Source organism: Hydrogenophaga sp. ANAO-22 (assembly GCF_042466645.1).
Taxonomy (GTDB): Bacteria; Pseudomonadota; Gammaproteobacteria; order Burkholderiales; family Burkholderiaceae_C; genus Hydrogenophaga.
This window is the reverse complement of the sequence record NZ_CP159956.1, coordinates 2,741,035-2,763,440: the sequence shown is the minus strand read 5'-3', so window position 1 is coordinate 2,763,440 and position 22,406 is coordinate 2,741,035. Positions and strand designations below refer to the sequence as shown.

Below are 22,406 nucleotides of genomic sequence, written 5' to 3'. Positions count from 1 at the left end.
GGTTGGCGGGGCGCCAAGCCCCATCACAGGTCTGACGAGATCCGCTGCTGTGCGTTGAACTGCAGGATCAGTTCCTGGGCAGTTTGCAGCAGCGCTTCCTCTTCCAGGGAGAGGGCGCACAGCGAGCCCTCATCGCTCGCCGCCAGCAGCATCCTGGTCAATGCCACGGCGCAGAGAATGCGCATTGCCTGAGGCGATTCCTTGCGCATGAACGCCATGACCAGCACAGTGGTCGTCAGGGCCCAGCCCTGGAGGCGCCCATCGGACAATCCCGGCAGGTCGTTGAATGCGAGTTCAACGACCTGCCGGGCCAGGGTCGCTGGGCGACCCAGAGAGACACCCATGTTGCGGCACAGTTCAAACTGCGTTTGAATGGCCGCTTCGGCCTTGCGCCTTCGGAACACTTCCGGCGCTCCTGAAAAAAAGCCCATACACATCTCCTTGCGGCTGCACGCGAGTTCTTCTGGAATTCGCGTGCAGCGACTGACATTGCGGTATGCGCATCATAATGTGACTTAAAGGAGGCTGACTCAAACACGTCACAGCCAGAGACTTGGGCGATGTCTCGTTCATCGGCCAGCGCTCCCCCAACCCTCATTTCAGCCCGAGAGGCCCTGGCCCTGAACATGATCCGGCTGCGCGCCGAGCGGGGCTGGTCCCAGGAAGACCTGGCCCATGAGGCCGGGTTGCACCGCACGTTCATCGGCCACGTGGAACGGCAGGCGCGCAACATTTCACTGGACAACGTGGAGCGCATTGCCCACGTGTTCGGCCTGCAGGCGCATCAGTTGCTGGCGCCGGTGGCCAGGCCCAGGAACCCGGGTTCCTAGGCCTTCGCATCGAGCGATCAGACGTTCATGATCGCCACGGCGCGCGAGTTCAGGTAGGCCTCCATGGCCTCCGGACCGCCTTCGGAGCCGTAGCCCGAATCCTTGATGCCGCCGAACGGCATTTCCGCCGAGGGCATCGCGGGCATGTTGACCCACAGCATGCCCACCTCGACCCGGCGCGCGAGCAGGTCGGCGTTTTTCAGCGAGCGCGTGAAGGCGTAGCCGGCCAGGCCGTAGGGCAGGCGGTTGGCTTCGGCGATGGCTTCGTCCAGGGTGTTGAAGCTGCGCACGGCGGCCATGGGGCCGAAGGGCTCGTCGTTGAACACGCGGGCTTCGAGCGGCACGTCGGTGAGGATGGTGGGCCGCCAGAAGTTGCCTTCGTCGCCGATGCGTTCACCACCGGTGGCCAGCGTGGCGCCGCGTTCCACGGCGTCCTTGGTGAACTCGGCCATGGCCGTGACGCGGCGCGGGTTGGCCAGCGGGCCCATCTGCGTGCCCTCGGCCGTGCCGTCGCCCACCGCGAGGCCGGCCGCGTGCTTGACCAGCGCGGCCGAGAACTCCTTGGCGATGCTCTCGTGCACCAGGAAACGCGTGGGCGAGATGCAGACCTGGCCCGCGTTGCGGAACTTGGCGCCGCCCGCAGTCTTCACGGCCAGGGCCACGTCGGCGTCTTCCGCCACGATCACCGGCGCGTGCCCGCCCAGCTCCATGGTCACGCGCTTCATGTGCTGGCCGGCCATGGCCGCGAGTTGTTTGCCCACCGGCGTGGAGCCGGTGAAGGTGATCTTGCGGATGACCGGGTGCGCGATCAGGTAGCTGGAGATCTCGGCCGGCGTGCCGTAGACCAGGCCGAGCACGCCCGCGGGCAGGCCGGCGTCGGCAAAGGCGCGCACCAGCTCGGCCGGTGCGGCCGGGGTTTCTTCGGGCGCCTTGATGATCATGGAGCAGCCCGTGGCCAGCGCCGCCGCGAGCTTGCGCACGACCTGGTTGATGGGGAAGTTCCAGGGCGTGAAGGCGGCCACCGGGCCCACCGGGTCCTTGAGCACCATCTGGCGCAGGGCCAGGTTGCCGCGCGAGGGCACGATGCGGCCGTAGACGCGCAGGCCTTCGTCGGCGAACCATTCGAGGATGTCGGCGGAGGCCATGGCCTCGCCCTTGGCCTCGGCCAGCGGCTTGCCCTGCTCCTGCGTGAGCAGGCGGGCGATGGCGCCGGCGCGCTCGCGCATCAGGCCGGCGGCCGCGCGCATCACCTTGGCGCGCTCGATGGCCGGCGTGTCGCGCCAGGTCTCGAAGCCCTTTTGCGCGGCCGCCAGGGCCAGGTCCAGATCGGCCTGGCGCGCGTGCGCCACGCGCCCGATTTCCTTGCCGGTCGCCGGGTTGAACACGGCCAGCGTCTCGCCCGCTTGGGCATCGCGCCATTGGCCTTGAATGAAGAGTTGGGTGTTGGGGTACGTCAAGGAAGTCTCCTGAAGCGGTGAAGGCGGGGAGGGGGAAAGGCGGAACCTTAACAGCAGTCGAATGGCCGCGCGGGCGCGGTGGCATGCGGGAAATCTCGAGCGCCGCCGCGCGCGCTTGTCCCCGATAATTTCAACGCCGCTTCCTGCGGCGATCACGACATGACACTTCAGCAGCTGCGAACTTTCCTGGCCATTGTCGAGTTTGGCAGCTTTCGCAGAGCCGCGCGAGAGCTCGATGTGTCCCAGGCGGGCTTGACCACCAGCATCCAGGCGCTTGAAAACGAGCTGAAGCTGAGGCTGATCGTGCGATCGACCCATGGGATCACCTTGACGGCGGAAGGCCGGCAGATCTACGAGCGCGCGCAGATCGTCGATCGCGAGTCGCGCCAGATCCTCAGCGACGCCGATCGCCTGCGTGGCAAGAGCGGCGGTCACCTCAGCATTGGCCTGGGCCCCACGCCGACCGCGACCCTGTTGCACCACGTGGTGCCGGACTTCCACAAGCGTTTTCCCGACGTGCGGCTGAACCTGACCAGCGGGGTGTACGAGCACCTGGAGTCCGCCTTGCAACAGGGCAAAGTGGAACTCGCGATCACGGCGGTGCCTGGCGAAGGCGTGTCACCGAACCTGACGAGCGTGGAGCTGTTCCGCAGCGATCTGGCCGTGATCGCCCGGGAAGACCACCCGCTGGCGGGCGCCGATTCCATCCGCGAGCTGCTCGAGACCGAATGGGTGCTGCTGGGCTCGCCGGGCGGCCCGGGTGGCACGGTGACGCAGTACCACATCGAGCACGGATTGCCGGCGCCCCTCATCGCGGCCACGTGCGAGTCCTTGACCCAGCTGGCGGCCCTGGTGCGCGGCACCGACTGGATGGCCGTCATCCCGGCCGTGATGATCGACCGCGGTCTCATGGGCGACGGACTCGCGACCCTCGAGCTGCAGGAGGCGGTGCCGCGCTATGTCAACAGCGTGGTCTACCGCCGCGAGCCCCCGCTCTCGCCAGCGGCCCAGGCCTTCGTCGCCATGTGCCGCTCGTGCGCGCGCGCGCTGGCCCTGGGCGTCAGGCCCTGAGCCTTTCCGCCCGGGTCAGAAGACGTGGCGCATGCCGATCTGGACCCCTCGGACGTCCGCGCCCGCGGCCGGGCTACCGCCCGCGTCGGCGCGGCTGGGCCACAGGCCGAACGCGGCCGCGCCGTCGTTGCGCTGGTGGGCGATGCTCACGTACACCGAGGTGCGCCGGGACAGGGGTTGCAGGTACTGCACCGCCCACAGGCGCGCGTCCGAGCCGGCGGCGTCGTCGACGTTGCGCACCTGGTAGGTGGCGTTGATTTCGCCCGGCCCCACCGGCACCTTGACGCCGACGGAGCCGCCGCGCATGCCGAACGAGCCATCGACATCGGACTTGATCAGGTAGCCGTACAGCTTCGCCACCCGGAAGTCGTAGCTCGCGCCCAGGCTGACCGTGTCGGTGGAGACCGAGGCCCGCCCGGGCTGGCCCGCCGAGGCGCCGGTGGTGTTCAGGCGGTCGTAGACGGCGCCGACGTACAGCGCACCCTGGGCGTATTCCAGGGCATAGCTGGCGGGATGGCCAAACGGTGAGGCGCCCTCGTTGGTCGCCACCATCACGCGGCCCACGAAGCCGCCGACGGTGGGCGAGGTGTACTGGATCGCGTTGTTGTATTGAACCGGATAGCCCAGGTTGCCCGCCGCACCCCCGCGCTGGAACAGCGTCTGCATGGCACCCATGCTCGAGCGCTGGAACGGGTCGATGCGCAGCGACATCGCGATGCTGGGCGTGAACTGGCTGCCCAGGGCCAGGCTGCCCAGCGTGGCGTGGCGCAGGCCCACCACGGTTTCGCGGTTGAAGGCCTGCGTGGGGCTGGACAAGGTGCCGGTGTCGGCGTTGAAGCCCTGCTCCAGCTTGAAGAAGGCCTGATGCCCGCCCCCCAGGTCTTCCGTGCCGCGCACGCCCCAGCGCGAGGTGTCGCTGGAGAGCAGCGTGTGGCTGCGGGGGGCCGCCAAGGCCGTGCCGGACATGCGCACGGCGTTGACGGACGCGTCCAGGCGCCCATACAGCTGGACCGATGACGTGCCGCCCGGGGCCTGGGCGAACGCGAGGGGCGGCACGAGCAGGCACGCGCCGATCACACCATTCTTCATGTTGTCTCCTTCTGTGGGAAGCGCTCGGGGCGAGCGCGGATGGCAGCGCCTCGCGGCGCCGCCGGTTACAGATCCAGCACGACCTCCGCATCCGCCTCGGCGGCGCGGGAGCAGCACAGCACCATCCTGGTTTTCCGTTGTTCCTTGCTCAGCACGAAGTCGCGGTGGTCCACCTCGCCTTCGATGTAGGGAACGGCGCACACACCGCACAGGCCGTCGCTGCACTTGACGTCCACCTGCAGCCCGCAGGCGGCGAGCGCCTGCACCGCCGATTGCTCGGCGGTCACGGGAATGGTCCTGGCGGAGCGCGCCAGGCGCAGCACGAAGGGGTGGCGCTCGCGCGCGGGGGCCTCGGGGACCGAGAAGTACTCCCGGTGCAGGCTTTCCTCGGGCCAGCCGAATCCGCTGGCGGTGTCGAACACCGCGTCCATGAAGGCCGAGGGGCCGCAGGTGTACAGGTGGCTGTCCGGCACCGGATCGCGCAGGACGTCCGCGATGTCGAGCCGGCGTTCGTCGCTGAAGTGGAAGTGCACCCGGCTGGCCCAGGGCATGGCCTCGAGTTCCGGAATGAACGCGGCCTGGGCCCGTGTCCTGGACTTGTAGTAGAGGTCGAAGTCGGCGCCCATCGCGTGCAGCTCGTGCGCCATCGCGATCAGCGGGGTGACGCCGATGCCGCCGGCCATGAGCACGTGCCGCCGGGCCGACGGCACGATGGGGAAGTGGTTGCGCGGCCGCGAGATCACCACCGGCGTGTCCTGCCGCAGCATCTGGTGGATCTTGAGAGAGCCCCCCCGGCCCTGGTCCTCGCGCAGGATGCCCAGCAGGTAGTGCCCGCGCTCGGCGGGGTTGCCCGCCAGGCTGAACTGCCGGATGTACTCCGGCGTGACGGTGACGTCGACATGGGCGCCGGCCGCCCAGGCGGGCAGGGGCTGGCCGTCTTTCGACACGATCTCGAACAGGTCGATCTTGCCGTCGGCCGAGCTCTGCCAGCGGCGGCCGATGCGCGCGACGATCACGGGCGGCGCCTCGACCAGCGGGCGCAGGGGCGGAACGACGTTGTCGGTGTCGCCGTCCTTGATGCGCTGCTGGTGTTGCTGGGGGCTGAGCAGCTGCCGGTACGCCTCGATGCCGGCCTCGCGGTCCAGGGGACTGGGCATCGGCAGGGGCAGGGGGGCCAGCGGCGCGGGGTAGGCCGCCAGCGTCTGGTCTTCGTGCTTCAACCGGATGTGCTTGTTCAGGCCGCGCGTGTTGACCTCCTGGGCCTGCACGATCCGGCCGGTGCCATCGTTCGTGATGTCCCACCACCACTTTTTCCTGGCGTTGATGCCACCCCGTCCGAGGGCATCGTCCAGCCGCGCGAGCCATTGGGCCGCGACCGGCATGTGGATGGCCGCCCAGCGGAAGGGCTTCTCCTGCACCAGCCCGGGCAGGTTCCAGGGGCAGGCCTTCATGCAGCGGCCGCACATGGCGCCGCCCAGGTTGGTCATCCGGTAGCGCGTGCATTTCTCGACGTCGGCTTTCCAGATCTCGTAGCCGTTGAACATCACCTTCGGACCCGCCGAGATCGCGCCCGATGGGCACTCGCGCGCGCACTTGTTGCAGGAGTCGCAGAAGTTCTGCAGGCCGAAGTCGATGGGTTTGTCGGGCTGGACCGGAAAGTCCGTGGTCATGACGCCGGTCTTGCTGCGTGGGCCCAGGAACGGGTTGAGGATCGTCTCGCCGATCCGGCTGACCTCGCCCAGGCCGGCCAGCAGCACCAGCGGGGTCTGGATGACGTCGCTGTCGGCCGCCGAATGCGCCGTGGCGCTGAAGCCGAGGTTGCGCAGGTGGTCGCCGAGGACCCCGCACACCAGGCCCGCGCGCATGTAGGTGCGCATCGATTGGGCGCTGGAGATCCAGTCGTCGCCCGAGGCGCCTTCCATGGTTTCGTAGCCCTGGTCGATCATCACGGTGGCCGCGAAGGGGTGGGCCACCGGCATTTCGGTGCCGTCCTGCCGGTGCGAGTACCAGACCCACGCCGGCGCGCGGGAAATGCCGGCCAGGTCCGCGCCGAGGAAGTGCAGCGTCGCCTTCACCAGGTCCGCGTTGTGCGCCGGATCGCTGTAGGGGGCCTGCTCGGCCGCCGGCTCGCCCCGCTGCAGCACCGAGTACACGTTCAGCGCCAGGCGCAGCGCGGCGGCCAGGGGCGCCTTGGCGACCGAATAACCGTCCTTGGACATGTCCTGCGTGGTCTTGCCGAGGTCGCCGAACGCGGCCCGCAGGAAGAACTCGCTGCTCTTGGGCACGCGCGGGATGCGGGCTTCGTCGATGTAGGTGGTGGTCTCGTCGACCCGCTTGAGCGTCTCGACCGGGTAGCGGCTGTCCCGGTAGTGGCGGCCCTGGAAGTCGATCGCATTGGAGGCGTTCTTCGGGCTCGCCGAGCCGATCCACCAGCTCGGGCCCTGGGCGTGGAAGCGTTCGGCGAGCGAGGGTGGCGCCAGGGCCTGGTCGGGCTCGAGCGCCAGGTTGGTGGTGACCACGGCCAGGCCGAAACGGTCGCCGATGAAGGGGTTGACGACGGTGTCGCCTTCCCGCCGCGCCAGCCCGCTGGACACCGCCAGGCGCAGGAGGTTCACGTTGGTCGTGGTGGCGGTGTGGCTGCGCGCTTCGTAGCCGAGGATGCGCAGGTAGTTGGCCAGGACCGCCGCCGTCTCGGCCGCGCGCAGCGCGGCGCGCCAGGCCTGCATGCCGACGATCCAGTCCGAACCGGGCTCGTCCTTCGAGGGGTCGCGGGGGTGTTCCACCATCAGGACCAGCGCGTGCGTGTGCTGCTCGATGCCCGACTCGCACAAGGCCATCGAACGCTTCATCTGGCGCAGCACGGCGTTGGGGTTGAAGCGCAGCCGCAGCTTGGTTTCCGACTGCTCGTAGGTCGCGGTGCGGAAGTCCGGGTGTTCCACCGGTTGCGCCAGCAGATCACCCGCGTCCAGACGGCACACGCCCGCGATCGAGGTGTCCAGAAAGTAGGCGGCGGACTTGAGGTGTTCGGCCCGCTCGCGGGGGCTCGAGGGGATCTCCGCCTCGGTCGGGTTGCGGTCGCCTTCGCGCACCTGGTCGAGCGCGCACATGAAGCGGCTGATGGAGGACGCAAGCGTGGAACGGGGCCCGGGTTCGCGCGGCGGGCGCAGCACGCCGGTCTCGCGAATGTGGTCCAGGTCGGGCGCGGCGGCCCGGCGGCTCAGCCGCTCGCTGGGGTAGGCGCCCAGGTGCACGGGCCGTTCGTCATGGGAGAAGAGGCGCATGGCGGTTTACTCTTTGATGCCGCGGGCTTTGACGATGGCGCCGTAGCGCTCGCTGTCGCGCCGGATCTGCGCCCCGAAGTCCGCGGGGGTCATGGGCGTGGCTTCCGCGCCCAGGGCGCGGATCTGTTGCGCCACCGCTGCCGAGGCCAGCAGCTTGTTGATCTCGGCGTTCATCCGGGCCACGATCGCCGCGGAGGTGCCGGCGGGGGCGTAGACGCCGTGCGTGGTGCCCGCGTCGAAGCCCGCCAGGCCCTGCTCCTGGATGGTGGGCGTGGCCGGGAACAGCGGTGAGCGTTTGGTGGTGCCGACCGCCAGCAGGTGAAGCCGGCCCGCGCGGATGTGTTCGAGCGCGATGCCGGGGTCGAAGGCGAACTGCACGACACCGCCCAGCAGGTCCTGCAGCGCGGGCGACGAGCCCCGGTAGGGCACGTGCTCGGCCCGGATGCCGGCCTGCTCCTTGAGCATCTCGGCCGCCACGTGCGGCGCGCTGCCGTTGCCCGGGGTCGCGTAGGACAGCTTGCCGGGGTGGGCCTTGGCGTAGGCCAGGAAGCCCTGGAAGTCGTTGAAGCCCAGGCGCGCATCCGACACCAGGAACAGTTCGATCCGGGCCGCCGCGGCCACCGGCATCAGGTCCTTGTCTGGCTGGATCGGCAGGCGTGGCAGGGTGTGCACGGAAATCGACATCGCGCTGCCGGAGGTGACCAGGAAGGTGTAGCCGTCGTTGGGCGCGCGCGCGACGGCCTCGGCGGCGATCATGCCGGTCACGCCCGATTTGTTCTCCACCACCACGGGTTGGCGCAGCGCCTCCGTCAGCCCCGGCACCAGGGCCCGCGCGATCACGTCCGGGGAACTGCCGGGCGGAAAGCCGACGATCAGGCGGATCGGTTTGCTTGGCCAGTCGGCGGGCGTGTTGGCGCTGGCGACATGGGCGCCCGGGAGCAGCGCGGCGCAGACCGCCAGGCGGCCGATCCAGGTCGAGAGTCGAGAGCGGTGTGGCCGTGGGGATGTCGTTGTCATGTTGTCTCCTGGTGGGGTGAGGGGGCGCGATCCGATGCGTTGCCGGATCGTCAGGTGGTGGTGTGAAGCGGGGGGGCCACGTCCTCGAGCACGAGCAGCCCGTAGGCCGTGTTCGACGCCGGGACGTGATAGAAGCGGTGCACCACGTCGACCTCGGCTTGCAGGGCCCCGCGCATGACGAGCCACATCACGCACTCCAGCCCTTCCGAGCCGGCTTCGCGCAGGAGTTCGAGGTGGTCCTTTTGAGCGACCTGCTCGGGCGCGGCGACAAAATCGTCGAGCCAGGCGTTGTCGAATTCGGCGTTGATCAGGCCGGCCCGTTCGCCCTGCAGCTGGTGCGAGAGGCCGCCGGTGCCGATCACGGCCACGCGCACGTCGGCGGGGTAGGCCTCGATGGCTTTGCGGATCGCCTGGCCCAGCTTCAGGCAGCGCCGGCCCGTGGGGGGCGGGTACTGGATGACGTTCACGCACAGCGGGATCACCTGGCAGGGCCAGGACGTCGGCTGGCCGAACAGCACGGAGAGCGGCACCGTCAGGCCGTGGTCCACCGTCATCTCGGAAACCACCGTGATGTCGAACTCGTCCAGGATCAGCGACTCGGCCAGGTGCCAGGACAGTTCGGGCGCACCCTGGACCACCGGCACCGGACGGGGGCCGTAGCCCTCGTCGTGCGGCTGGTAGCGCTCGGCCACCCCCAGCGCGAACGTGGGCGTGAGCGCCAGGGAAAAGCAGGACGCGTGGTCGTTGTAGACGACGATGCAGACGTCCGGCTTCGTGCGCGCGATCCAGTCCCTGGCCGCCTGCATACCGTCGAACACCGGCTTCCAGTACGGCTCCTGCGTCTTGCCGCCATCGACCGCGGCGCCGATCGCCGGCACGTGCGAGGTGCCCACGCCACCAATCACCTTAGCCATGGGCCGCCTCCCGGTTCTGTTGCCGGCTGCGAAGGCCCGCGACCGCGCGGCCGCCGCCCACCATCATTCGCCGGAAGTCCTCGACCGTCGTCGGCGTGGCCGACATGGCGGCCCCGACGTGCTGCATGCTCAGGCCGTCGAAGATGGCCAGCTTGAAGGTGTAGTAGATGTTGCCGCCCAGGCGCAGCAGGGCCAGCCAGTCGCGCTGGAGCACGGCCTCGCGCTGGGCCTCTGTCATCGGGTAGCGGGCCAGGCAGCCCTGCGGGTCGGCGCGGAAGGCGTCGCGGTGGTCCGCGATGTCCAGCGATTTGCAGAACATGTTGAGCCCGTAGCCCATGCGCTGATGGGTGCCGTCGAACACGTAGGTGCCCGGGATGTCGTGGTAGTCGCGTGTCTGGGGTGTCATCAGGTGTGTTCCAAAGGGAGGCCGGCGTACTGTTCGGCAAGGGCCACTTGCGCGCTGGGAGAGGACTTCAGGAAGTCCAGCTCGTACTCCTGCGCGCGCTGGTCGAAGGCGGTCGAGGAGGGGAAGCGGTGCAGCAGGTTGGTCAGGTACCAGGAGGTGCGCACGGAGTGCCACACGCGCCGCAGCGCCGTCTCGCTGTAGCTGGCCAGCAGGTCCGGGCTGCCGGTGCGGTAGCGGTGATCGAGCGCGCGGCTCAGGTAGTGCACGTCCGAGAAGGCGAGGTTGAGGCCCTTGGCGCCCGTGGGCGGCACGATGTGCGCCGCGTCGCCGGCGAGGAAGAGCCGGCCGTAACTCATGGGTTCGGCCACGTAGCTGCGCAGCGGCGCGATGGACTTTTCGATCGAAGGCCCCTCCACGATCGAGGCGGCCATGCCGGCCGGAAAACGCGCCTTGAGTTCGGACCAGAAGCGCGCGTCCGGCCAGTCCTCGATGTTGGTGTCCAGCGGCACCTGGATGTAGTAGCGGCTCAGCGTCGGGCTGCGCATGGACGCGAGCGCGAAACCGCGCGGGTGGTTGGCGTACACGATGTCCGGCAACGGGGGTTGCGGCGTGAGGATGCCCAGCCAGCCGAACGGGTAGATCTTCTCGAACTCCTTCAGCACGTCGGCCGGGATCGCGCGGCGGGACACGCCATGGAAGCCATCGCAGCCGGCGATGTAGTCGCACTCGATGGTGACGCGGCGGCCATCGAGCTCCAGGCTGACGCTGGGCGCATCGGTGTCGACACCGTGCAGCGCGACCTCGCCGGCGTTGAAGATCACGCGGGCGTTGCGCCGGTCGGCCGCCGCGAACAGGTCTTCCTGGATGCTGGTCTGGCCGTAGGCGACGAAGCGCTTGCCCACATGCTTGTGCACGTCGATGAAGAACTCGCTGCGGCCGGCCCACACGATCTTCATGCCGTCGTGCGCATGGCCTTCCTGGTCCATGCGCGCCGAGAGGCCGTACTGGCGCAGCATGTCCACGGTGGTCTGCTCCAGCACGCCGGCGCGGATGCGCGCCTGGACGTAGTCGCGGCTCTGGCGTTCCACGACGACGCTGTCGATGCCGTGGTGGTGAAGGATTTCCGAAAGCAGCATGCCCGCCGGGCCTGCCCCGACGATGGCGACTTGGGTTTTCATGGTGATGTGCAAAAAGGCGCTGGTTGAGTGGGGCGGATCGTAGGAAGACCCCCCGCCCGCAACAAGTCAGCGCGGTGCTATAGCGATCGCTTCGAGCGATCACCTGAAAGGCGCACGCGGAACCACAATGCCGGCATGAGCAGAAGCAGAGCGGCCGTGCGGGCCATGAAGCAACAGGCCGCGTGCGCCGGGGCGAATCCACAGCGCGCGCAGGAGGCCCTGATGGCGCTGCTGGAGCGCAGCATCCGCTTTCGCCATCGGAGGCTGGCGGTGCTGCGTCTGTGCGATGCCATGGAGTCCGGTGCGCCGGTGCCCGAGGCGCAGTGGCGCTACTGCCTCGAGGCCATGCCGTGGGACGACCTCGCGTTGCGGGCGCGGCTGGAACGGGCCGCCCGCCGCCGGACGGCCGACCCCTCCTGGATTGTTCAATCTTCCTGATGAGTTGTTCAAAATCTTCCGCTTGATGCAGGGACGGGCTGGGGCTGTAATTCCCGCTCGGAACCGTTCTTGGCATGGGTCGGGCAAGAGATCTCGTGCGTGGACACCGCCATTTCAATGCCCTCAGGAGACCTCACATGCCCATGTCCGACGACGACCGGAAAAAACTGTCCCACCGCCTCTACACCGCCATGGTCCTTCCGTTGAAGGACGACGAGATCGACGAGCCCGGGCTGCGCCGGCTGGTGCGCTACTACGCGGACCACCGCTTCGCCCAGGTCGGCGGCCTGATCGCGAACCCCGAAGCGGGCGAGGTCTCGTACCTGAGCCGCGAGGAGAAGCGCCGCGTGCTGGAGATCGTGATGGAGGAAGCCGGCGGCCGGCTGCCGGTGCTGGCCGGCACCTTCGGCTGGACGACCAAGGACGCCGTGCAGGCGGCGCAGGACGCCAAGGAATTCGGCGTGGACGGCATCTTCGTCATCCCGCCCGCCGGTTCCATGGACGTGTCGGTGGCCTGGGACGCGGCCCGCTACCCCGAGGTGTGGCTGGACCAGATCCGCCTGCAGCAGGAGGCGGTGGACCTGCCCATCTTCGCGCACCCGATCTCCAACGCCACACCGCAGTGGGGGCTGGGCCTGCCGCTGGAGGCCACGCTGGCGATCTGCCGCGCCGTGCCCAATGTGATGGGCTGGAAGATGACCTATTCGCCCCAGGGCGCCCGGGTGATCGCCCGCGCGCTGCGCGAGCACCTGCCCAACGTGGCGGTCCTGCCGTCCAGCGCCCACCTCTTCCACGACTACCTGGCCTCCGGTTGGCAGTTCGACGGCGCCATCAGCGGCTCCTTCAACTACGCGATGGAGCCCATGCTGGCGCACATCGAGGCCTTCGAGCGGCTCGATCTGAAGGCCGCGCGCGAGATCTGGAACGGCGGCATGGCGCAGCTGCACGAATACGTGTATTCGGAGCCGGGCCGATTGCACGTGCGCTACAAGATCGCCACCTGGTTGCGCGGCCTGATCGATTCGCCCCTGATGCGCGCGCCCATGCCGCGCCCCCGCCCGGAAGAGATTCGCACGCTGGCCCGGCTGATGTCCGCCTGCGGCCTGGACGTGGTGCGCAGCGAAGCCGAACAATCCATCTGACCCGAGGGCCCTCACCATGAACCCCAACCGTCGCACCGTGTTGATCTCCGCGGCCGGCATGGCCGCCGCGCTGGCCATGCCCGCGCACGCGCAGGCGCCTTTCCCGAATAGGCCCATCCGCCTGGTCGTGCCTTTCCCGCCGGGGGGCTCGACCGACGTCGCGGCCCGCACGATCGCCGAGCGCATGGCGCAGGACCTGGGGCAACCCGTCATCGTCGACAACCGCCCCGGCGCCGGCACCACCATCGGGGCGGCCAACGTCGCGGCCGCCGCGCCCGATGGCCACACGCTCTACATCACCGGCACCATCAGCCACGCGTCGGCCGCCGCGCTGTACAACAAGCTGAGCTACGACCCGGTGAAGTCGTTCACGGCGGTGGGCTTCGTCACCGAGTCGCCCTTCATCCTGGCCGTCAACAGCGCGGCGCGCGAACACACGGTGCAGGAGCTGATCCAGGCCGCCCGCGCCCAGCCCGGGGAGATCACGTACGCCTCCAGCGGCAACGGCGCGGCGCCCCACCTCTCGGCCGAGCTGCTGGCCCGTTCGGCCGGCGTCAAATTCCTGCACGTGCCCTACAAGGGCGTGGGCCCGGCCCTCACCGCCTTGCTGTCCAACGAAGTGCGCTTCACCGTGGCCGACGCCGGCGCCGTGCCGCACATCGCCGGTGGCCGCCTGCGCGCGCTGTCGGTGCTCAGCGCCAACCCCTCCCCCATGCTGCCCGGTGTGCCCGGGCTGGCCTCGTCGGGCATCAAGGACGTGGACATCTCCAGCAACCTCGGCCTGCTTGCGCCGGCCGGCACGCCCACCGACGTGCTGGACAAGCTCCACGCCAGCCTGAACCGCTCGCTCGCCCAGGAGGGCATCAAGGCCAAGCTGGCCGGCCTGGGGCAGCTGGTCGCCCCGCGTTCGCGCGATGAGTTCATGCGCACGCTGGTGAACGACGTGCAGCGCTACGCCAGCGTGGTGAAGGAAGCGGGCATCCGGATCGACTAACCGCCGGCGCCGGACTGGCGCAGCACGCGCCGGTACTGCACCGCCTCCGCCACGTGCGCGGTGACCACCGCGTCCGCGCCCGAGAGGTCGGCGATGGTGCGCGCCACGCGCAGGGCGCGGTGCGTGCTGCGCGCGCTCCAGCCCAGGCGCGCGGCGGCGGTGTGCAGGAACTTCAGCGCGGCCGGTTCGGCGTTCACGTGCGCGTCCAGCGCCTGCCCGGCCAGTGTCTGGTTGGTGCTGCCCTGGCGGGCCTGGGCGCGCTGGCGCGCGAGGTGCACGCGCTCGCGCACGGCGGCGCTGGGCTCGCCGGCCGCGCCGTGCAGCAGGTCGTCCGGCGGCAGCGCGGGCACCTCCACATGCAGGTCGATGCGGTCGAGCAGCGGGCCGCTGAGCTTGCCCTGGTAACGCGCGATCTGGTCGGGCGTGTCGCGGCAGGCGCGCGTGGGGTGGCCCAGAAAACCGCAGGGGCAGGGGTTCATCGCGCCGATGAGCTGGAAGCGTGCCGGGAACTCGCTCTGCATGGCCGCGCGCGAGATGCGGATGTGGCCGTTCTCCAGCGGCTCGCGCAGGGCCTCCAGCGCCGAGCGTGGAAATTCCGGCAACTCGTCGAGGAACAGCACGCCCTGGTGCGCCATGGAGATCTCGCCCGGCCGAGGCGGCGAGCCGCCCCCCACCAGGGCCACGGCGCTGGCGCTGTGGTGGGGCGCGCAGGTCGGGCGCTGGCCCCAGCGCTCCAGGCTGAAGCGCCCGGCCAGCGAGGCCACGGCGGCGGACTCCAGCGCCTCCAGCGTGCCCATGGGCGGCAGCAGGCCGGCGAAACGCTGGGCCAGCATGGACTTGCCCGAGCCCGGCGGGCCGACCAGCAACAGGCTGTGGCCGCCGGCCGCCGCGATCTCCAGCGCGCGCTTGGCGGCCACCTGGCCCTTGACGTCGATCAGGTCGGGGTAACGGGGCAGGGCGGCGCGCGCGGTGGGCGCCAGGCGGGCCCAGCCGGCCTCATCGGGTGGCGGCGGTGGCGCCGTGTCGGACTCGCGCTCGGGCAGGAAGCGCGCGACCACATCGAGCAGGTGGCGCGCGCGGTAGACCTGCGCCTGCGGCACCAGCGCCGCTTCCTCGGCGCTGCCCGGCGGCAGCACCAGGCGGGTCGGGCGCGCGGTGTCCTGCCGGTGCACGGCCAGGCTCATGGCCAGCGCGCCGCGCACCGGCCGCAGTTCACCACCGAGCGAGAGCTCGCCCGCGAACTCCCAGCCGGCCAGCCGCGCCGCGTCGATCTGCCCGCTGGCGGCGAGGATGCCCAGGGCGATCGGCAGGTCGAAGCGGCCGGAGTCCTTGGGCAGGTCGGCCGGCGCCAGGTTCACGGTGATGCGCTTGTTCGACGGGAACTCCAGCCCCGCGTTGGCGATGGCCGAGCGCACGCGCTCGCGCGCTTCCTTCACGCCGGTGTCGGCCAGGCCGACCAGCGTGAAACTGGGCAGGCCGTTGGCGAGGTGGACCTCGACGCAGACCGGGCGCGCTTCCAGGCCGAGCAGCGCGCGGCTGTGCACCAATGACAGACTCATGTGTGGTTTCTCCCTGTTTCGGTGCGCGCCCAGGCCACCCGCTGGGGCAAAAGGCGCCCCCTGGGCCGCACCCAATTGGTGCGCACAGCTTTGGTGTGGCCGTGGGCGATCGGGGCGGCGGTGGCGCCTGAAAAATCCGGGCGCGCGGCCCAACTGTAGGTGGCCGCCAGGACCCGAACCCGGGGGGGTACGCGGGCGGGGGTCGTTGGCACGGTCCATGCTTGGGGGTGTAAGCGATTGAATCCGGGCCGTGGAGTTCCATGGTCCCTCCGCAAACCGCGGTGTCGGCCCTCCGGTCTGAGCACCCTTCCGTTCTAGAAGAGGAATCACAGCATGAAAATGGTTTCAGCCATCATCAAGCCGTTCAAGCTGGACGAAGTGCGCGAAGCACTTTCCGGCATGGGCGTGCAAGGCATCACCGTCACCGAAGTCAAGGGCTTCGGCCGCCAGAAGGGCCACACCGAGCTGTACCGCGGCGCGGAGTACGTGGTCGACTTTCTGCCCAAGGTCAAGATCGAGGCCGCCGTGTCCGACGAGCTCGTCGAGCGCGTGATCGAAGCCATCGAAGGTGCCGCGCGCACCGGCAAGATCGGCGACGGCAAGATTTTCGTCACTTCCCTGGAACAGGTGGTGCGCATCCGGACCGGCGAGACCGGCAAGGAAGCGCTCTGATCGCCGCCCCCTGAACAAGAAAGATCACGGACATGAAAAAACTCATCGCAACCCTGTTCCTGGGCATGGGCCTGGCCTTCGGTGGCCTGAACGCCATGGCGCAGACCGCCGCGCCCGCGGAGGCCCCTGCGGCCGCCGCCCCTGCCGAAGCCGCGCCGGCCGCGGCCCCCGCTGCGGCTGAAGCAGCCCCCGCTGCCGCCGCCGAAGCCGCGCCGGCCGCCGCCGCGCCCGCGCTGGACACCGGCGACACCGCCTGGATGCTGACCTCCACCATGCTGGTCATCCTGATGACCATCCCGGGCCTGGCCCTGTTCTACGGCGGTCTGGCCCGTTCGAAGAACATGCTGTCGGTGCTGATGCACGTGTTCGTCATCTTCTCGCTGATCACCATCCTCTGGTGCGTCTACGGCTACAGCCTGACCTTCGTGGGCGAAGGCAAGTTCGTGGGCGGCTTCGACAAGGTCTTCCTCAAGGGCATCACGGCCGACACGCTCTCGGGCCTGCTGCCGACGATCCCCGAGTTCGTCTTCGTGGCCTTCCAGTCGACCTTCGCGGCCATCACCTGCGCGCTGATCGTGGGCTCGTTCGCCGAGCGCATCAAGTTCTCGGCCGTGCTGCTGTTCTCCGTGATCTGGTTCACCTTCAGCTACATCCCGATGGCCCACATGGTCTGGGGCGGTGGTCTGCTGGGCGCCGACGGCGCGCTGGACTTCGCTGGCGGCACCGTGGTGCACATCAACGCCGGTATCGCCGGTCTGGTGGGTGCCTACGTGGTGGGCAAGCGCATCGGCTACGGCAAGGAAGCGCTCACCCCGCACAGCCTGACGCTGACCATGGTCGGTGCCTCGCTGCTGTGGGTCGGCTGGTTCGGCTTCAACGCCGGCTCGGCGGGTGCCGCCAACGGCGTGGCCGGTCTGGCCTTCATCAACACCATCCTCGCCACCGGCGCGGCCACGCTGTCCTGGATCGCGGGTGAAGCGCTGCACAAGGGCAAGGGCTCCATGCTGGGTGCCGCATCGGGTGCCGTCGCCGGTCTGGTGGCGGTCACGCCGGCCGCTGGCTTCATCGGCCCGATGGGCTCCATCGCCCTGGGCCTGATCGCCGGTCTGGTCTGCCTGTGGGGCGTGGGTGGCCTCAAGAAGATGCTGGGTGCCGACGACGCGTTCGACGTGTTCGGCGTGCACGGTGTCGGCGGCATCGTCGGCGCCATCCTGACGGCGGTGTTCGCCGCCTCCAGCCTGGGCGGCGTCAAGGCCGACGACTACGCCATCGGCGCCCAGCTGTGGGTGCAGATCAAGAGCGTGCTTGTGACCATCGTCTGGTCGGGCGTGGTCTCGTTCGTGGCCTACAAGATCGTGGACATGATGGTCGGCCTGCGCGTCAGCGAAGAAGCCGAGCGCGAAGGCCTGGACATCACCTCGCACGGCGAGACGGCCTACAACCGCTGAGTTCTCCTGGGATCGATCTCCCCCTGGTGGGAGGTCCAGCCCGCGAGCCGACAGGCCCGCGGGCTTTTTTCATGCCGGGGCTCGGCGGCGGGCGACGTCCCTCAGGTACAGCAGCAGCAGGCGCACCAGTTCCGAGCGGACCGCCGTCGACGCCAGCTCGCCGCGGCGGATGGCGTTGTGGATGACACCATCCAGCGCGTCGGACACGAGGGTGCCCGCGAGCGCGTCCGCGGCCGCCGCGGTCGCCTGGCCGCGGTAGTGGGCGACGGCGCTGGCGTGGCAGCCCAGGTAGGTTTTCTCGAAGGCGCTGTGCGGGTCGCGCAGGCCTTCGGCGGCCAGGACCTCGTCGAGCAGGACCTGGTGCAGGCCAGGGTTCCCGGCGTGCACCGCGATCATGTCGTCGACGAGTGCTTCGACGTACCGCCTCAGGCTTTTCCCGGTAGTCGGCTTTTGCACCGCCGACAGGCAATCGTCCAGGTGCTGGCGGCGGATCGCGTCGATCAGCGCGTGCTTGTCGGGAAAGTACTGGTAGAGCGATCCGATGCTCACGCCGGCGGCCTCCGCGACCGCGTTGGTCGTGAACCCCGCCCAGCCGCGCTGGCCCAGAATGCGAGCCCCCGCCTGGACGATCGCGTCCACCGTCGTGCGCGAGCGGGCCTGGCGAGGTTGTTTGCGCATGGGCGCGGACACGGCGGGAATGCGAGTAGACATGCGGCCTCCCAGGTCAGAGGATGTGAGCCATTGACTCACATTCTGAAGGAGATGGACCATGAGCTCTCTGGCATCGCTGCAAAGCCTGTTCCGCTACCAGGCCTGGGCGCACGGCGAACTCGTCGACGCCCTCCAAGGGCTCGATGCCGGGGGCCACGCCCCGGCGCGGCACGACGCGCTGCGGCTGCTCAACCACGTCCTGACCGTCAACCGGATCTTCATGGCCCACCTGACCCACCAGCCGCACGGCTTCACGGCGGACCACGCGCCGGACACGCCGACGCTCGAGGCCCTGAAGCATGACCTGCACAGCTCGGACCGCTGGTACCTGGACCACCTGCGCGGCCTGAGCCCCGAGGCGCTGGCCGAGCCCTGGCCTTTCGCCTTCACCGATGGAGACCGAGGGTGCATGACGCGCGAGGAAATGCTGCTGCACGTGATCGTGCATGGCAGCTACCACCGGGGCGAGGTGGGGCGCCTGCTTCGTCAGGCCGGCGCGCCACTGCCCTGGGACACCTTCGCGGTCCACCTGCATGGCCGCGAGCCTCAGCGGCGGGCCGCACCGGCGGGGGTTCTCTAGTCGAGCCGGATGCCGGCCTGCCGGACCACCTTGCCCCACTTGTCGTACTCGCTGCGCACGAAGCGCGACAGCTCCTCGGGCGTGCTGCCGGCGGGCTCGGCGCCCAGCGCGCTCAGGCGCTGCAGCAGGGCCGGGTCTTTCAGCGCGCTCACCACCTCGGCCTGCAGCCGCTGCACGATGGCCGGCGGCGTGCCGGCCGGCGCGAACAGGCCGTACCAGGCGCTGACCTCGTAGCCGGGCACGCCGGACTCGGCGATGGTGGGCACCTCGGGGAAGGCGGACGAACGCCGCGCGTTGGCCACCGCGATCGGGCGCAGCTTGCCGGCGCGGATGTGCGGCTCCACCGTGGCCAGGTCGAAGGTCATGTTCACCTGACCGGCCACCACGTCGGTGACGCCCTGCACCACGCCCTTGTAGGGCACGTGCACGATGTCCACGTTCGCCATCGTCTTGAGCAGCTCGCCCGCGAGGTGCTGCGAGGCCCCCGCGCCGCCGGAGGCGTAGGTCAGCTTGCCGGGGTTGGCGCGCGCATAGGCCAGCAGCGAGCGCATGTCGGTGGCCGGCACGGCCGGGTTGGTCACCAGCATCAGCGTGCCGCTGGCCACCAGGCTGATGGGCGTGAAGTCCTTGAGCGTGTCGTAGGGCATGCGCGAGAACAGGTGGGCGTTCACCGCGTTGGTGCCGATCGAGCCCATCAGCAGCGTCAGGCCGTCGGGCTTGCTTTTGGCCACGGTGTCGGCGCCGATGTTGCCGCTGGCCCCGGGCTTGTTCTCCACCACGAAGGGCTGGCCCAGGCGCGAGCTGGCGTGCTGCGCGATCGCGCGCGCCAGGATGTCGGTCAGGCCGCCGGCCTGGAACGGCACCACGATGCGCACGGGAGCGCTGGGGTAGTCGCTCGCGCCGTGCGCGGTGAGGCCGCAGGCGGCCAGCAGCAGGGCGGTGATGGTTTTTTTCATGGTGTGTCTCCTCATTGTGGTGGGGGAAATCGGGATCAGTGCGTGCCGTCCAGGATGGCGCCGTCGGCCTGCAGGCGCGAGCGCAGCGCCTGCACGGGCAGGGTGGCGAAGTCGGCAACACCGGCGCCGCTGTCGAGCAGCAGGGCCGCGGCGGTGCCCGCGGCCTGGCCCATGGCCAGGCAGGGGCCCATCACGCGCGCCGAGCCGTTGGCGCCGCGGTCCGAGGAAAAGATGCGCCCGGCCGCCACCACGTTGCGCACGCCCTGCGGCAGCAGGCAGCCCCAGGGGATGTCGTAGGAACCCCCATCGCGCACCGGAATGCGGATCTGCCCGGTGCCCGACTGGTGGATGTCCACGTGGTGCGAGCCCTTGGCGATGCCGTCGCCGCGCTTGCGCGCGCTCAGCACGTCGTCTTCCGACAGGCTGTCGTGGCCGACGATGCGGCGCGTCTCGCGCACGCCCACGCGGGTGGCGATGCCGCTGAAACCGGCCTGCTCGAAGCCCGGCACATGGCGCTGCATGAACGTGCTGCATTGCCAGACCTGGTCGGACAGCGTGGCCAGCGTGGCGCTGAGGGCCTGCGTGCGCGTGCCGTCGATGCCGCCCACGCGCGTGCTGTTGAGGCAGACCTCGCCGCGCTGGCGCGAGGTGGGCTGGACCATGATGAGCGCCGTGGGGTAGAGCTCGCCGCGCTCGATCGCGCCCGCCACCAGCGGGCCATCGCCCTTGAGGAACACCGTGGGCTCGCCCTGGGCCTGCGCGGCCCGGGCCAGGGCCTGGTCGGTGCGGCCCTGGCGGATCGCCTCGCTCTCGCCCAGCGCGAAGTGCTCGGGGTGCGCGTGCAGGAACTCGAGCAGCGGCGCGGTGCGCACGCCGGCCATGCGGAACATCATGGAGACCGGCTGCATCTCGCCCTGGCTGCCGCCGTGCAGCGCCTGGCCGCCCGCGGCGCGCACGATGTCGGCGTCGCCCGAGCAGTCGATGAACAGCGGCGCGCGGATCTCGGTCAGGCCCTCCTTGTTGCGCACCTGCAGCGCGTGCACCGTGTCGCCGTCGCGCACCACGCCGGTGGCGGTGGTGTGCAGCAGCAGCTGCACCCCGGCGCGCGCCAGGCAGCGCGCCACCGCGAGCTTCATCACCTCCGGGTCCAGGCACACGTACCAGATCAGCCGCCAGTCGTTGAGCGGCCCGATGTAGCCGCCCAGGCGCTCGCACTCGGCCAGCAGTTCGCGGCCCGTGCCGCCCAGGATCCATTCGCCGCGCGCGTTGAGCGCGCCGTCGATCGCCATGCCGCTGACCAGCTCGCCGCCGGGCAGGGCGCCGGCCTCCACCAGCGTGACGCGCGCGCCGCCGCGCGCCGCGGCCAGGGCCGCCGTCACGCCCGCCGCGCCGGCGCCCAGCACCACCACATCGCTGTCCATCGCCTGGCGCGTGGCCGCGAAATCCTCGAATGTCTGCATCGTGTCCCACTTTCCGTTGGTGTGCCGATCCCGTGATCGGCCGTGGGGAAATTATTCCGAGCGCGGTCGATGGCAGGGGCATGGGGGCGCCCGGTTTTTCCGTATAGTGGACAAAATGTCTTCCACCGTTTCTTCGCCCGATGGGGCCCGCAGCCTGCACCGCGCCATCGGCCTGCTGCGCCTGCTGTCCATGCGCACCGCCACCGGCTGGCGGCTGAGCGACCTCGCGCAGGAGGCCGGGCTGGAGCATTCGACCGTGCACCGCATGCTGGCCTGCCTGCTCGACGAGGGGCTGGCCGTGCGGGTGCCGGGCACGCGGCGCTACTCGCTGGGGCCGCTGGCCCACGAGTTCGGCGTGGCCGCCGCGCCGCACTTCGCGATCGAACGCCTGGCCGCGCCCGGGCTCGCGCGGCTGGCCGCCGAAACGCGCGACATCGTGTTCCTGAACGTGCGCAGCGGCGCCGAGTCGGTGTGCGTGGCGCGCTTCGAGGGCCGCAAGGCACTCAAGGCCTACACCGTGGACGTGGGCACGCGCCGCCCATTGAGCCTCTCGGCCGGTGGGGTCGCCATGCTGATCGCGCTGCCCCGCGCCGAGCAGGCGCGGCTGGAAGCGCTGAACCTGCAGGCCATCGTGCGCCGGGGCGAAGCGCGCCAGACAGCGGTGCGGCGCATGGTGCAGCGCTCGCGCCGGCTCGGTTATGGCTTCAACCAGGAGGACATCATCCCGGGCATCGCCGCCCTGGGCGTGGCGATCCGCAGCCCGTCGGGGGCGCCGGTGGCCTCGCTGAGCCTGGCCGCGACCGGGGCCGACCTGGCGGCCCGCCAGCCGCGCCTGCTGACCTTGCTGCGTGCCGAGGCCGAGCGCATCGCCGCGCAGCTGGCGCCGCTGCGATACCCCCCTGATATCGCCTGCCGGCCGCGCCTATGATGCGCGCCCGACACCCACATTCAGGAGGAGTCCCATGTTCCGTGCACCACCGCGCCTTGTCGCCCTCGTTCTGTTCGCCAGCCTGGGCCTGAGCAGCCTGCCGGGGCAGGCCGCCAGCGGCGGTCAGCGAAAAGCGCCGTCCAAGGTCACGTTCCACAAGGCGCCGTCGGAAGAAGCGCCGGCCGCGCGCGACAAGCGCCTCAAGCGCGAGTGCCAGGGCCGGCCCAACGCCGGCATGTGCATGGGCTACACCCGGTAGAGCACGCCGCGATTGC

At 70.0% G+C, this 22,406-nt stretch carries 22 protein-coding genes; 10 read left to right on the top strand and 12 right to left on the bottom strand.

Going from position 1 to position 22,406, the window contains the following annotated elements:
- Positions 1–23 precede the first annotated feature (23 nt).
- Positions 24–431: a hypothetical protein gene (locus ABSY19_RS13290; protein WP_382163392.1), complete on the bottom strand. Its 408-nt coding sequence runs from the start codon at positions 429–431 to the stop codon at positions 24–26.
- A 195-nt stretch (positions 432–626) separates the two neighbouring features.
- Here ABSY19_RS13290 and ABSY19_RS13285 point away from each other — a divergent pair, with 195 nt between their 5' ends.
- Positions 627–830 (top strand): helix-turn-helix domain-containing protein, encoded by a 204-nt coding sequence (locus ABSY19_RS13285; RefSeq protein ID WP_382163390.1) that lies wholly within the window; start codon positions 627–629, stop codon positions 828–830.
- 17 nt (positions 831–847) lie between these two features.
- Here ABSY19_RS13285 and ABSY19_RS13280 read toward each other — a convergent pair whose 3' ends face one another.
- Positions 848–2,287 carry an NAD-dependent succinate-semialdehyde dehydrogenase gene (locus ABSY19_RS13280; RefSeq protein WP_382163388.1) on the bottom strand — a complete coding sequence of 480 codons (1,440 nt, stop codon included), beginning with the start codon at positions 2,285–2,287 and terminating at the stop codon, positions 848–850.
- Positions 2,288–2,446: 159 nt separating this feature from the next.
- Between ABSY19_RS13280 and ABSY19_RS13275 the strand changes: the two genes are divergently transcribed.
- The gene (locus ABSY19_RS13275; RefSeq protein WP_382163386.1) at positions 2,447–3,358 is read left to right on the top strand and encodes a LysR family transcriptional regulator; all 912 of its coding nucleotides are present in this window, start codon (positions 2,447–2,449) and stop codon (positions 3,356–3,358) included.
- A gap of 15 nt (positions 3,359–3,373) precedes the next feature.
- Here ABSY19_RS13275 and ABSY19_RS13270 read toward each other — a convergent pair whose 3' ends face one another.
- From ABSY19_RS13270 to pobA, 6 genes are all read right to left on the bottom strand, one after another.
- Complete coding sequence (locus ABSY19_RS13270; RefSeq protein ID WP_382163384.1) at positions 3,374–4,447, bottom strand: porin; 1,074 nt, start codon at positions 4,445–4,447, stop codon at positions 3,374–3,376.
- A 65-nt stretch (positions 4,448–4,512) separates the two neighbouring features.
- Complete coding sequence (locus ABSY19_RS13265) at positions 4,513–7,728, bottom strand: 4Fe-4S dicluster domain-containing protein (RefSeq protein ID WP_382163382.1); 3,216 nt, start codon at positions 7,726–7,728, stop codon at positions 4,513–4,515.
- Positions 7,729–7,734: 6 nt separating this feature from the next.
- The gene (locus ABSY19_RS13260) at positions 7,735–8,745 is read right to left on the bottom strand and encodes a Bug family tripartite tricarboxylate transporter substrate binding protein (RefSeq protein WP_382163381.1); all 1,011 of its coding nucleotides are present in this window, start codon (positions 8,743–8,745) and stop codon (positions 7,735–7,737) included.
- 50 nt (positions 8,746–8,795) lie between these two features.
- Positions 8,796–9,659 (bottom strand): class III extradiol dioxygenase subunit beta, encoded by an 864-nt coding sequence (locus ABSY19_RS13255; protein ID WP_382163379.1) that lies wholly within the window; start codon positions 9,657–9,659, stop codon positions 8,796–8,798.
- Entirely contained in the window at positions 9,652–10,065 is a 414-nt protein-coding gene (gene ligA / locus ABSY19_RS13250; RefSeq protein ID WP_382163377.1) for a protocatechuate 4,5-dioxygenase subunit alpha, read from the bottom strand. Before ligA ends, ABSY19_RS13255 begins: the two co-directional genes overlap by 8 nt.
- Positions 10,065–11,243, bottom strand: coding sequence for a 4-hydroxybenzoate 3-monooxygenase (gene pobA, locus ABSY19_RS13245; protein WP_382163375.1), 1,179 nt, complete (start codon positions 11,241–11,243; stop codon positions 10,065–10,067). The genes ligA and pobA overlap by 1 nt, the downstream gene beginning before the upstream one ends.
- A gap of 135 nt (positions 11,244–11,378) precedes the next feature.
- Between pobA and ABSY19_RS13240 the strand changes: the two genes are divergently transcribed.
- The 3 genes from ABSY19_RS13240 to ABSY19_RS13230 all read left to right on the top strand — a co-directional run bounded on the left by ABSY19_RS13240 (position 11,379) and on the right by ABSY19_RS13230 (position 13,817).
- Complete coding sequence (locus ABSY19_RS13240; protein WP_382163373.1) at positions 11,379–11,681, top strand: hypothetical protein; 303 nt, start codon at positions 11,379–11,381, stop codon at positions 11,679–11,681.
- A gap of 137 nt (positions 11,682–11,818) precedes the next feature.
- Positions 11,819–12,823: a dihydrodipicolinate synthase family protein gene (locus ABSY19_RS13235; RefSeq protein WP_382163372.1), complete on the top strand. Its 1,005-nt coding sequence runs from the start codon at positions 11,819–11,821 to the stop codon at positions 12,821–12,823.
- Positions 12,824–12,839: 16 nt separating this feature from the next.
- Complete coding sequence (locus ABSY19_RS13230; protein ID WP_382163370.1) at positions 12,840–13,817, top strand: Bug family tripartite tricarboxylate transporter substrate binding protein; 978 nt, start codon at positions 12,840–12,842, stop codon at positions 13,815–13,817.
- Here ABSY19_RS13230 and ABSY19_RS13225 read toward each other — a convergent pair.
- Positions 13,814–15,376: a YifB family Mg chelatase-like AAA ATPase gene (locus ABSY19_RS13225; RefSeq protein WP_382163369.1), complete on the bottom strand. Its 1,563-nt coding sequence runs from the start codon at positions 15,374–15,376 to the stop codon at positions 13,814–13,816. The genes ABSY19_RS13230 and ABSY19_RS13225 overlap by 4 nt on opposite strands.
- A 333-nt stretch (positions 15,377–15,709) precedes the next feature.
- On the opposite strand from ABSY19_RS13225, the gene ABSY19_RS13220 reads away from it, so the two are divergent.
- Positions 15,710–16,048 carry a P-II family nitrogen regulator gene (locus ABSY19_RS13220; protein WP_291124926.1) on the top strand — a complete coding sequence of 113 codons (339 nt, stop codon included), beginning with the start codon at positions 15,710–15,712 and terminating at the stop codon, positions 16,046–16,048.
- A gap of 32 nt (positions 16,049–16,080) precedes the next feature.
- Positions 16,081–17,496 (top strand): ammonium transporter, encoded by a 1,416-nt coding sequence (gene amt / locus ABSY19_RS13215; RefSeq protein ID WP_382163367.1) that lies wholly within the window; start codon positions 16,081–16,083, stop codon positions 17,494–17,496.
- Between the two features lie 69 nt (positions 17,497–17,565).
- On the opposite strand, the gene ABSY19_RS13210 is transcribed toward amt, so the two are convergent.
- The gene (locus ABSY19_RS13210; protein WP_382163366.1) at positions 17,566–18,207 is read right to left on the bottom strand and encodes a TetR/AcrR family transcriptional regulator; all 642 of its coding nucleotides are present in this window, start codon (positions 18,205–18,207) and stop codon (positions 17,566–17,568) included.
- Positions 18,208–18,265: 58 nt separating this feature from the next.
- Here ABSY19_RS13210 and ABSY19_RS13205 point away from each other — a divergent pair, with 58 nt between their 5' ends.
- Entirely contained in the window at positions 18,266–18,787 is a 522-nt protein-coding gene (locus ABSY19_RS13205; protein WP_382163364.1) for a DinB family protein, read from the top strand.
- Here ABSY19_RS13205 and ABSY19_RS13200 read toward each other — a convergent pair.
- Entirely contained in the window at positions 18,784–19,743 is a 960-nt protein-coding gene (locus tag ABSY19_RS13200; RefSeq protein WP_382163362.1) for a Bug family tripartite tricarboxylate transporter substrate binding protein, read from the bottom strand. The genes ABSY19_RS13205 and ABSY19_RS13200 overlap by 4 nt on opposite strands.
- Positions 19,744–19,778: 35 nt before the next feature.
- Positions 19,779–21,203 carry an FAD-dependent oxidoreductase gene (locus tag ABSY19_RS13195; RefSeq protein WP_382163360.1) on the bottom strand — a complete coding sequence of 475 codons (1,425 nt, stop codon included), beginning with the start codon at positions 21,201–21,203 and terminating at the stop codon, positions 19,779–19,781.
- Positions 21,204–21,318: 115 nt separating this feature from the next.
- Between ABSY19_RS13195 and ABSY19_RS13190 the strand changes: the two genes are divergently transcribed.
- Entirely contained in the window at positions 21,319–22,131 is an 813-nt protein-coding gene (locus tag ABSY19_RS13190; RefSeq protein WP_382163358.1) for an IclR family transcriptional regulator, read from the top strand.
- Positions 22,132–22,165: 34 nt separating this feature from the next.
- Positions 22,166–22,390: a hypothetical protein gene (locus ABSY19_RS13185; protein WP_382163356.1), complete on the top strand. Its 225-nt coding sequence runs from the start codon at positions 22,166–22,168 to the stop codon at positions 22,388–22,390.
- Positions 22,391–22,406 lie beyond the last annotated feature (16 nt).

Excerpts from the sequence above, each read along its gene's own strand:
- ABSY19_RS13290 (WP_382163392.1), bottom strand. The coding sequence starts at position 431 with ATGGGCTTTTTTTCAGGAGCGCCGGAAGTGTTCCGAAGGCGCAAGGCC.
- ABSY19_RS13285 (WP_382163390.1), top strand. The coding sequence starts at position 627 with ATGATCCGGCTGCGCGCCGAGCGGGGCTGGTCCCAGGAAGACCTGGCC.
- ABSY19_RS13275 (WP_382163386.1), top strand. The coding sequence starts at position 2,447 with ATGACACTTCAGCAGCTGCGAACTTTCCTGGCCATTGTCGAGTTTGGC.
- ABSY19_RS13270 (WP_382163384.1), bottom strand. The coding sequence starts at position 4,447 with ATGAAGAATGGTGTGATCGGCGCGTGCCTGCTCGTGCCGCCCCTCGCG.
- ABSY19_RS13265 (WP_382163382.1), bottom strand. The coding sequence starts at position 7,728 with ATGCGCCTCTTCTCCCATGACGAACGGCCCGTGCACCTGGGCGCCTAC.
- ABSY19_RS13260 (WP_382163381.1), bottom strand. The coding sequence starts at position 8,745 with ATGACAACGACATCCCCACGGCCACACCGCTCTCGACTCTCGACCTGG.
- ABSY19_RS13255 (WP_382163379.1), bottom strand. The coding sequence starts at position 9,659 with ATGGCTAAGGTGATTGGTGGCGTGGGCACCTCGCACGTGCCGGCGATC.
- ligA (WP_382163377.1), bottom strand. The coding sequence starts at position 10,065 with ATGACACCCCAGACACGCGACTACCACGACATCCCGGGCACCTACGTG.
- pobA (WP_382163375.1), bottom strand. The coding sequence starts at position 11,243 with ATGAAAACCCAAGTCGCCATCGTCGGGGCAGGCCCGGCGGGCATGCTG.
- ABSY19_RS13240 (WP_382163373.1), top strand. The coding sequence starts at position 11,379 with ATGAGCAGAAGCAGAGCGGCCGTGCGGGCCATGAAGCAACAGGCCGCG.
- ABSY19_RS13235 (WP_382163372.1), top strand. The coding sequence starts at position 11,819 with ATGCCCATGTCCGACGACGACCGGAAAAAACTGTCCCACCGCCTCTAC.
- ABSY19_RS13230 (WP_382163370.1), top strand. The coding sequence starts at position 12,840 with ATGAACCCCAACCGTCGCACCGTGTTGATCTCCGCGGCCGGCATGGCC.
- ABSY19_RS13225 (WP_382163369.1), bottom strand. The coding sequence starts at position 15,376 with ATGAGTCTGTCATTGGTGCACAGCCGCGCGCTGCTCGGCCTGGAAGCG.
- ABSY19_RS13220 (WP_291124926.1), top strand. The coding sequence starts at position 15,710 with ATGAAAATGGTTTCAGCCATCATCAAGCCGTTCAAGCTGGACGAAGTG.
- amt (WP_382163367.1), top strand. The coding sequence starts at position 16,081 with ATGAAAAAACTCATCGCAACCCTGTTCCTGGGCATGGGCCTGGCCTTC.
- ABSY19_RS13210 (WP_382163366.1), bottom strand. The coding sequence starts at position 18,207 with ATGTCTACTCGCATTCCCGCCGTGTCCGCGCCCATGCGCAAACAACCT.
- ABSY19_RS13205 (WP_382163364.1), top strand. The coding sequence starts at position 18,266 with ATGAGCTCTCTGGCATCGCTGCAAAGCCTGTTCCGCTACCAGGCCTGG.
- ABSY19_RS13200 (WP_382163362.1), bottom strand. The coding sequence starts at position 19,743 with ATGAAAAAAACCATCACCGCCCTGCTGCTGGCCGCCTGCGGCCTCACC.
- ABSY19_RS13195 (WP_382163360.1), bottom strand. The coding sequence starts at position 21,203 with ATGCAGACATTCGAGGATTTCGCGGCCACGCGCCAGGCGATGGACAGC.
- ABSY19_RS13190 (WP_382163358.1), top strand. The coding sequence starts at position 21,319 with ATGTCTTCCACCGTTTCTTCGCCCGATGGGGCCCGCAGCCTGCACCGC.
- ABSY19_RS13185 (WP_382163356.1), top strand. The coding sequence starts at position 22,166 with ATGTTCCGTGCACCACCGCGCCTTGTCGCCCTCGTTCTGTTCGCCAGC.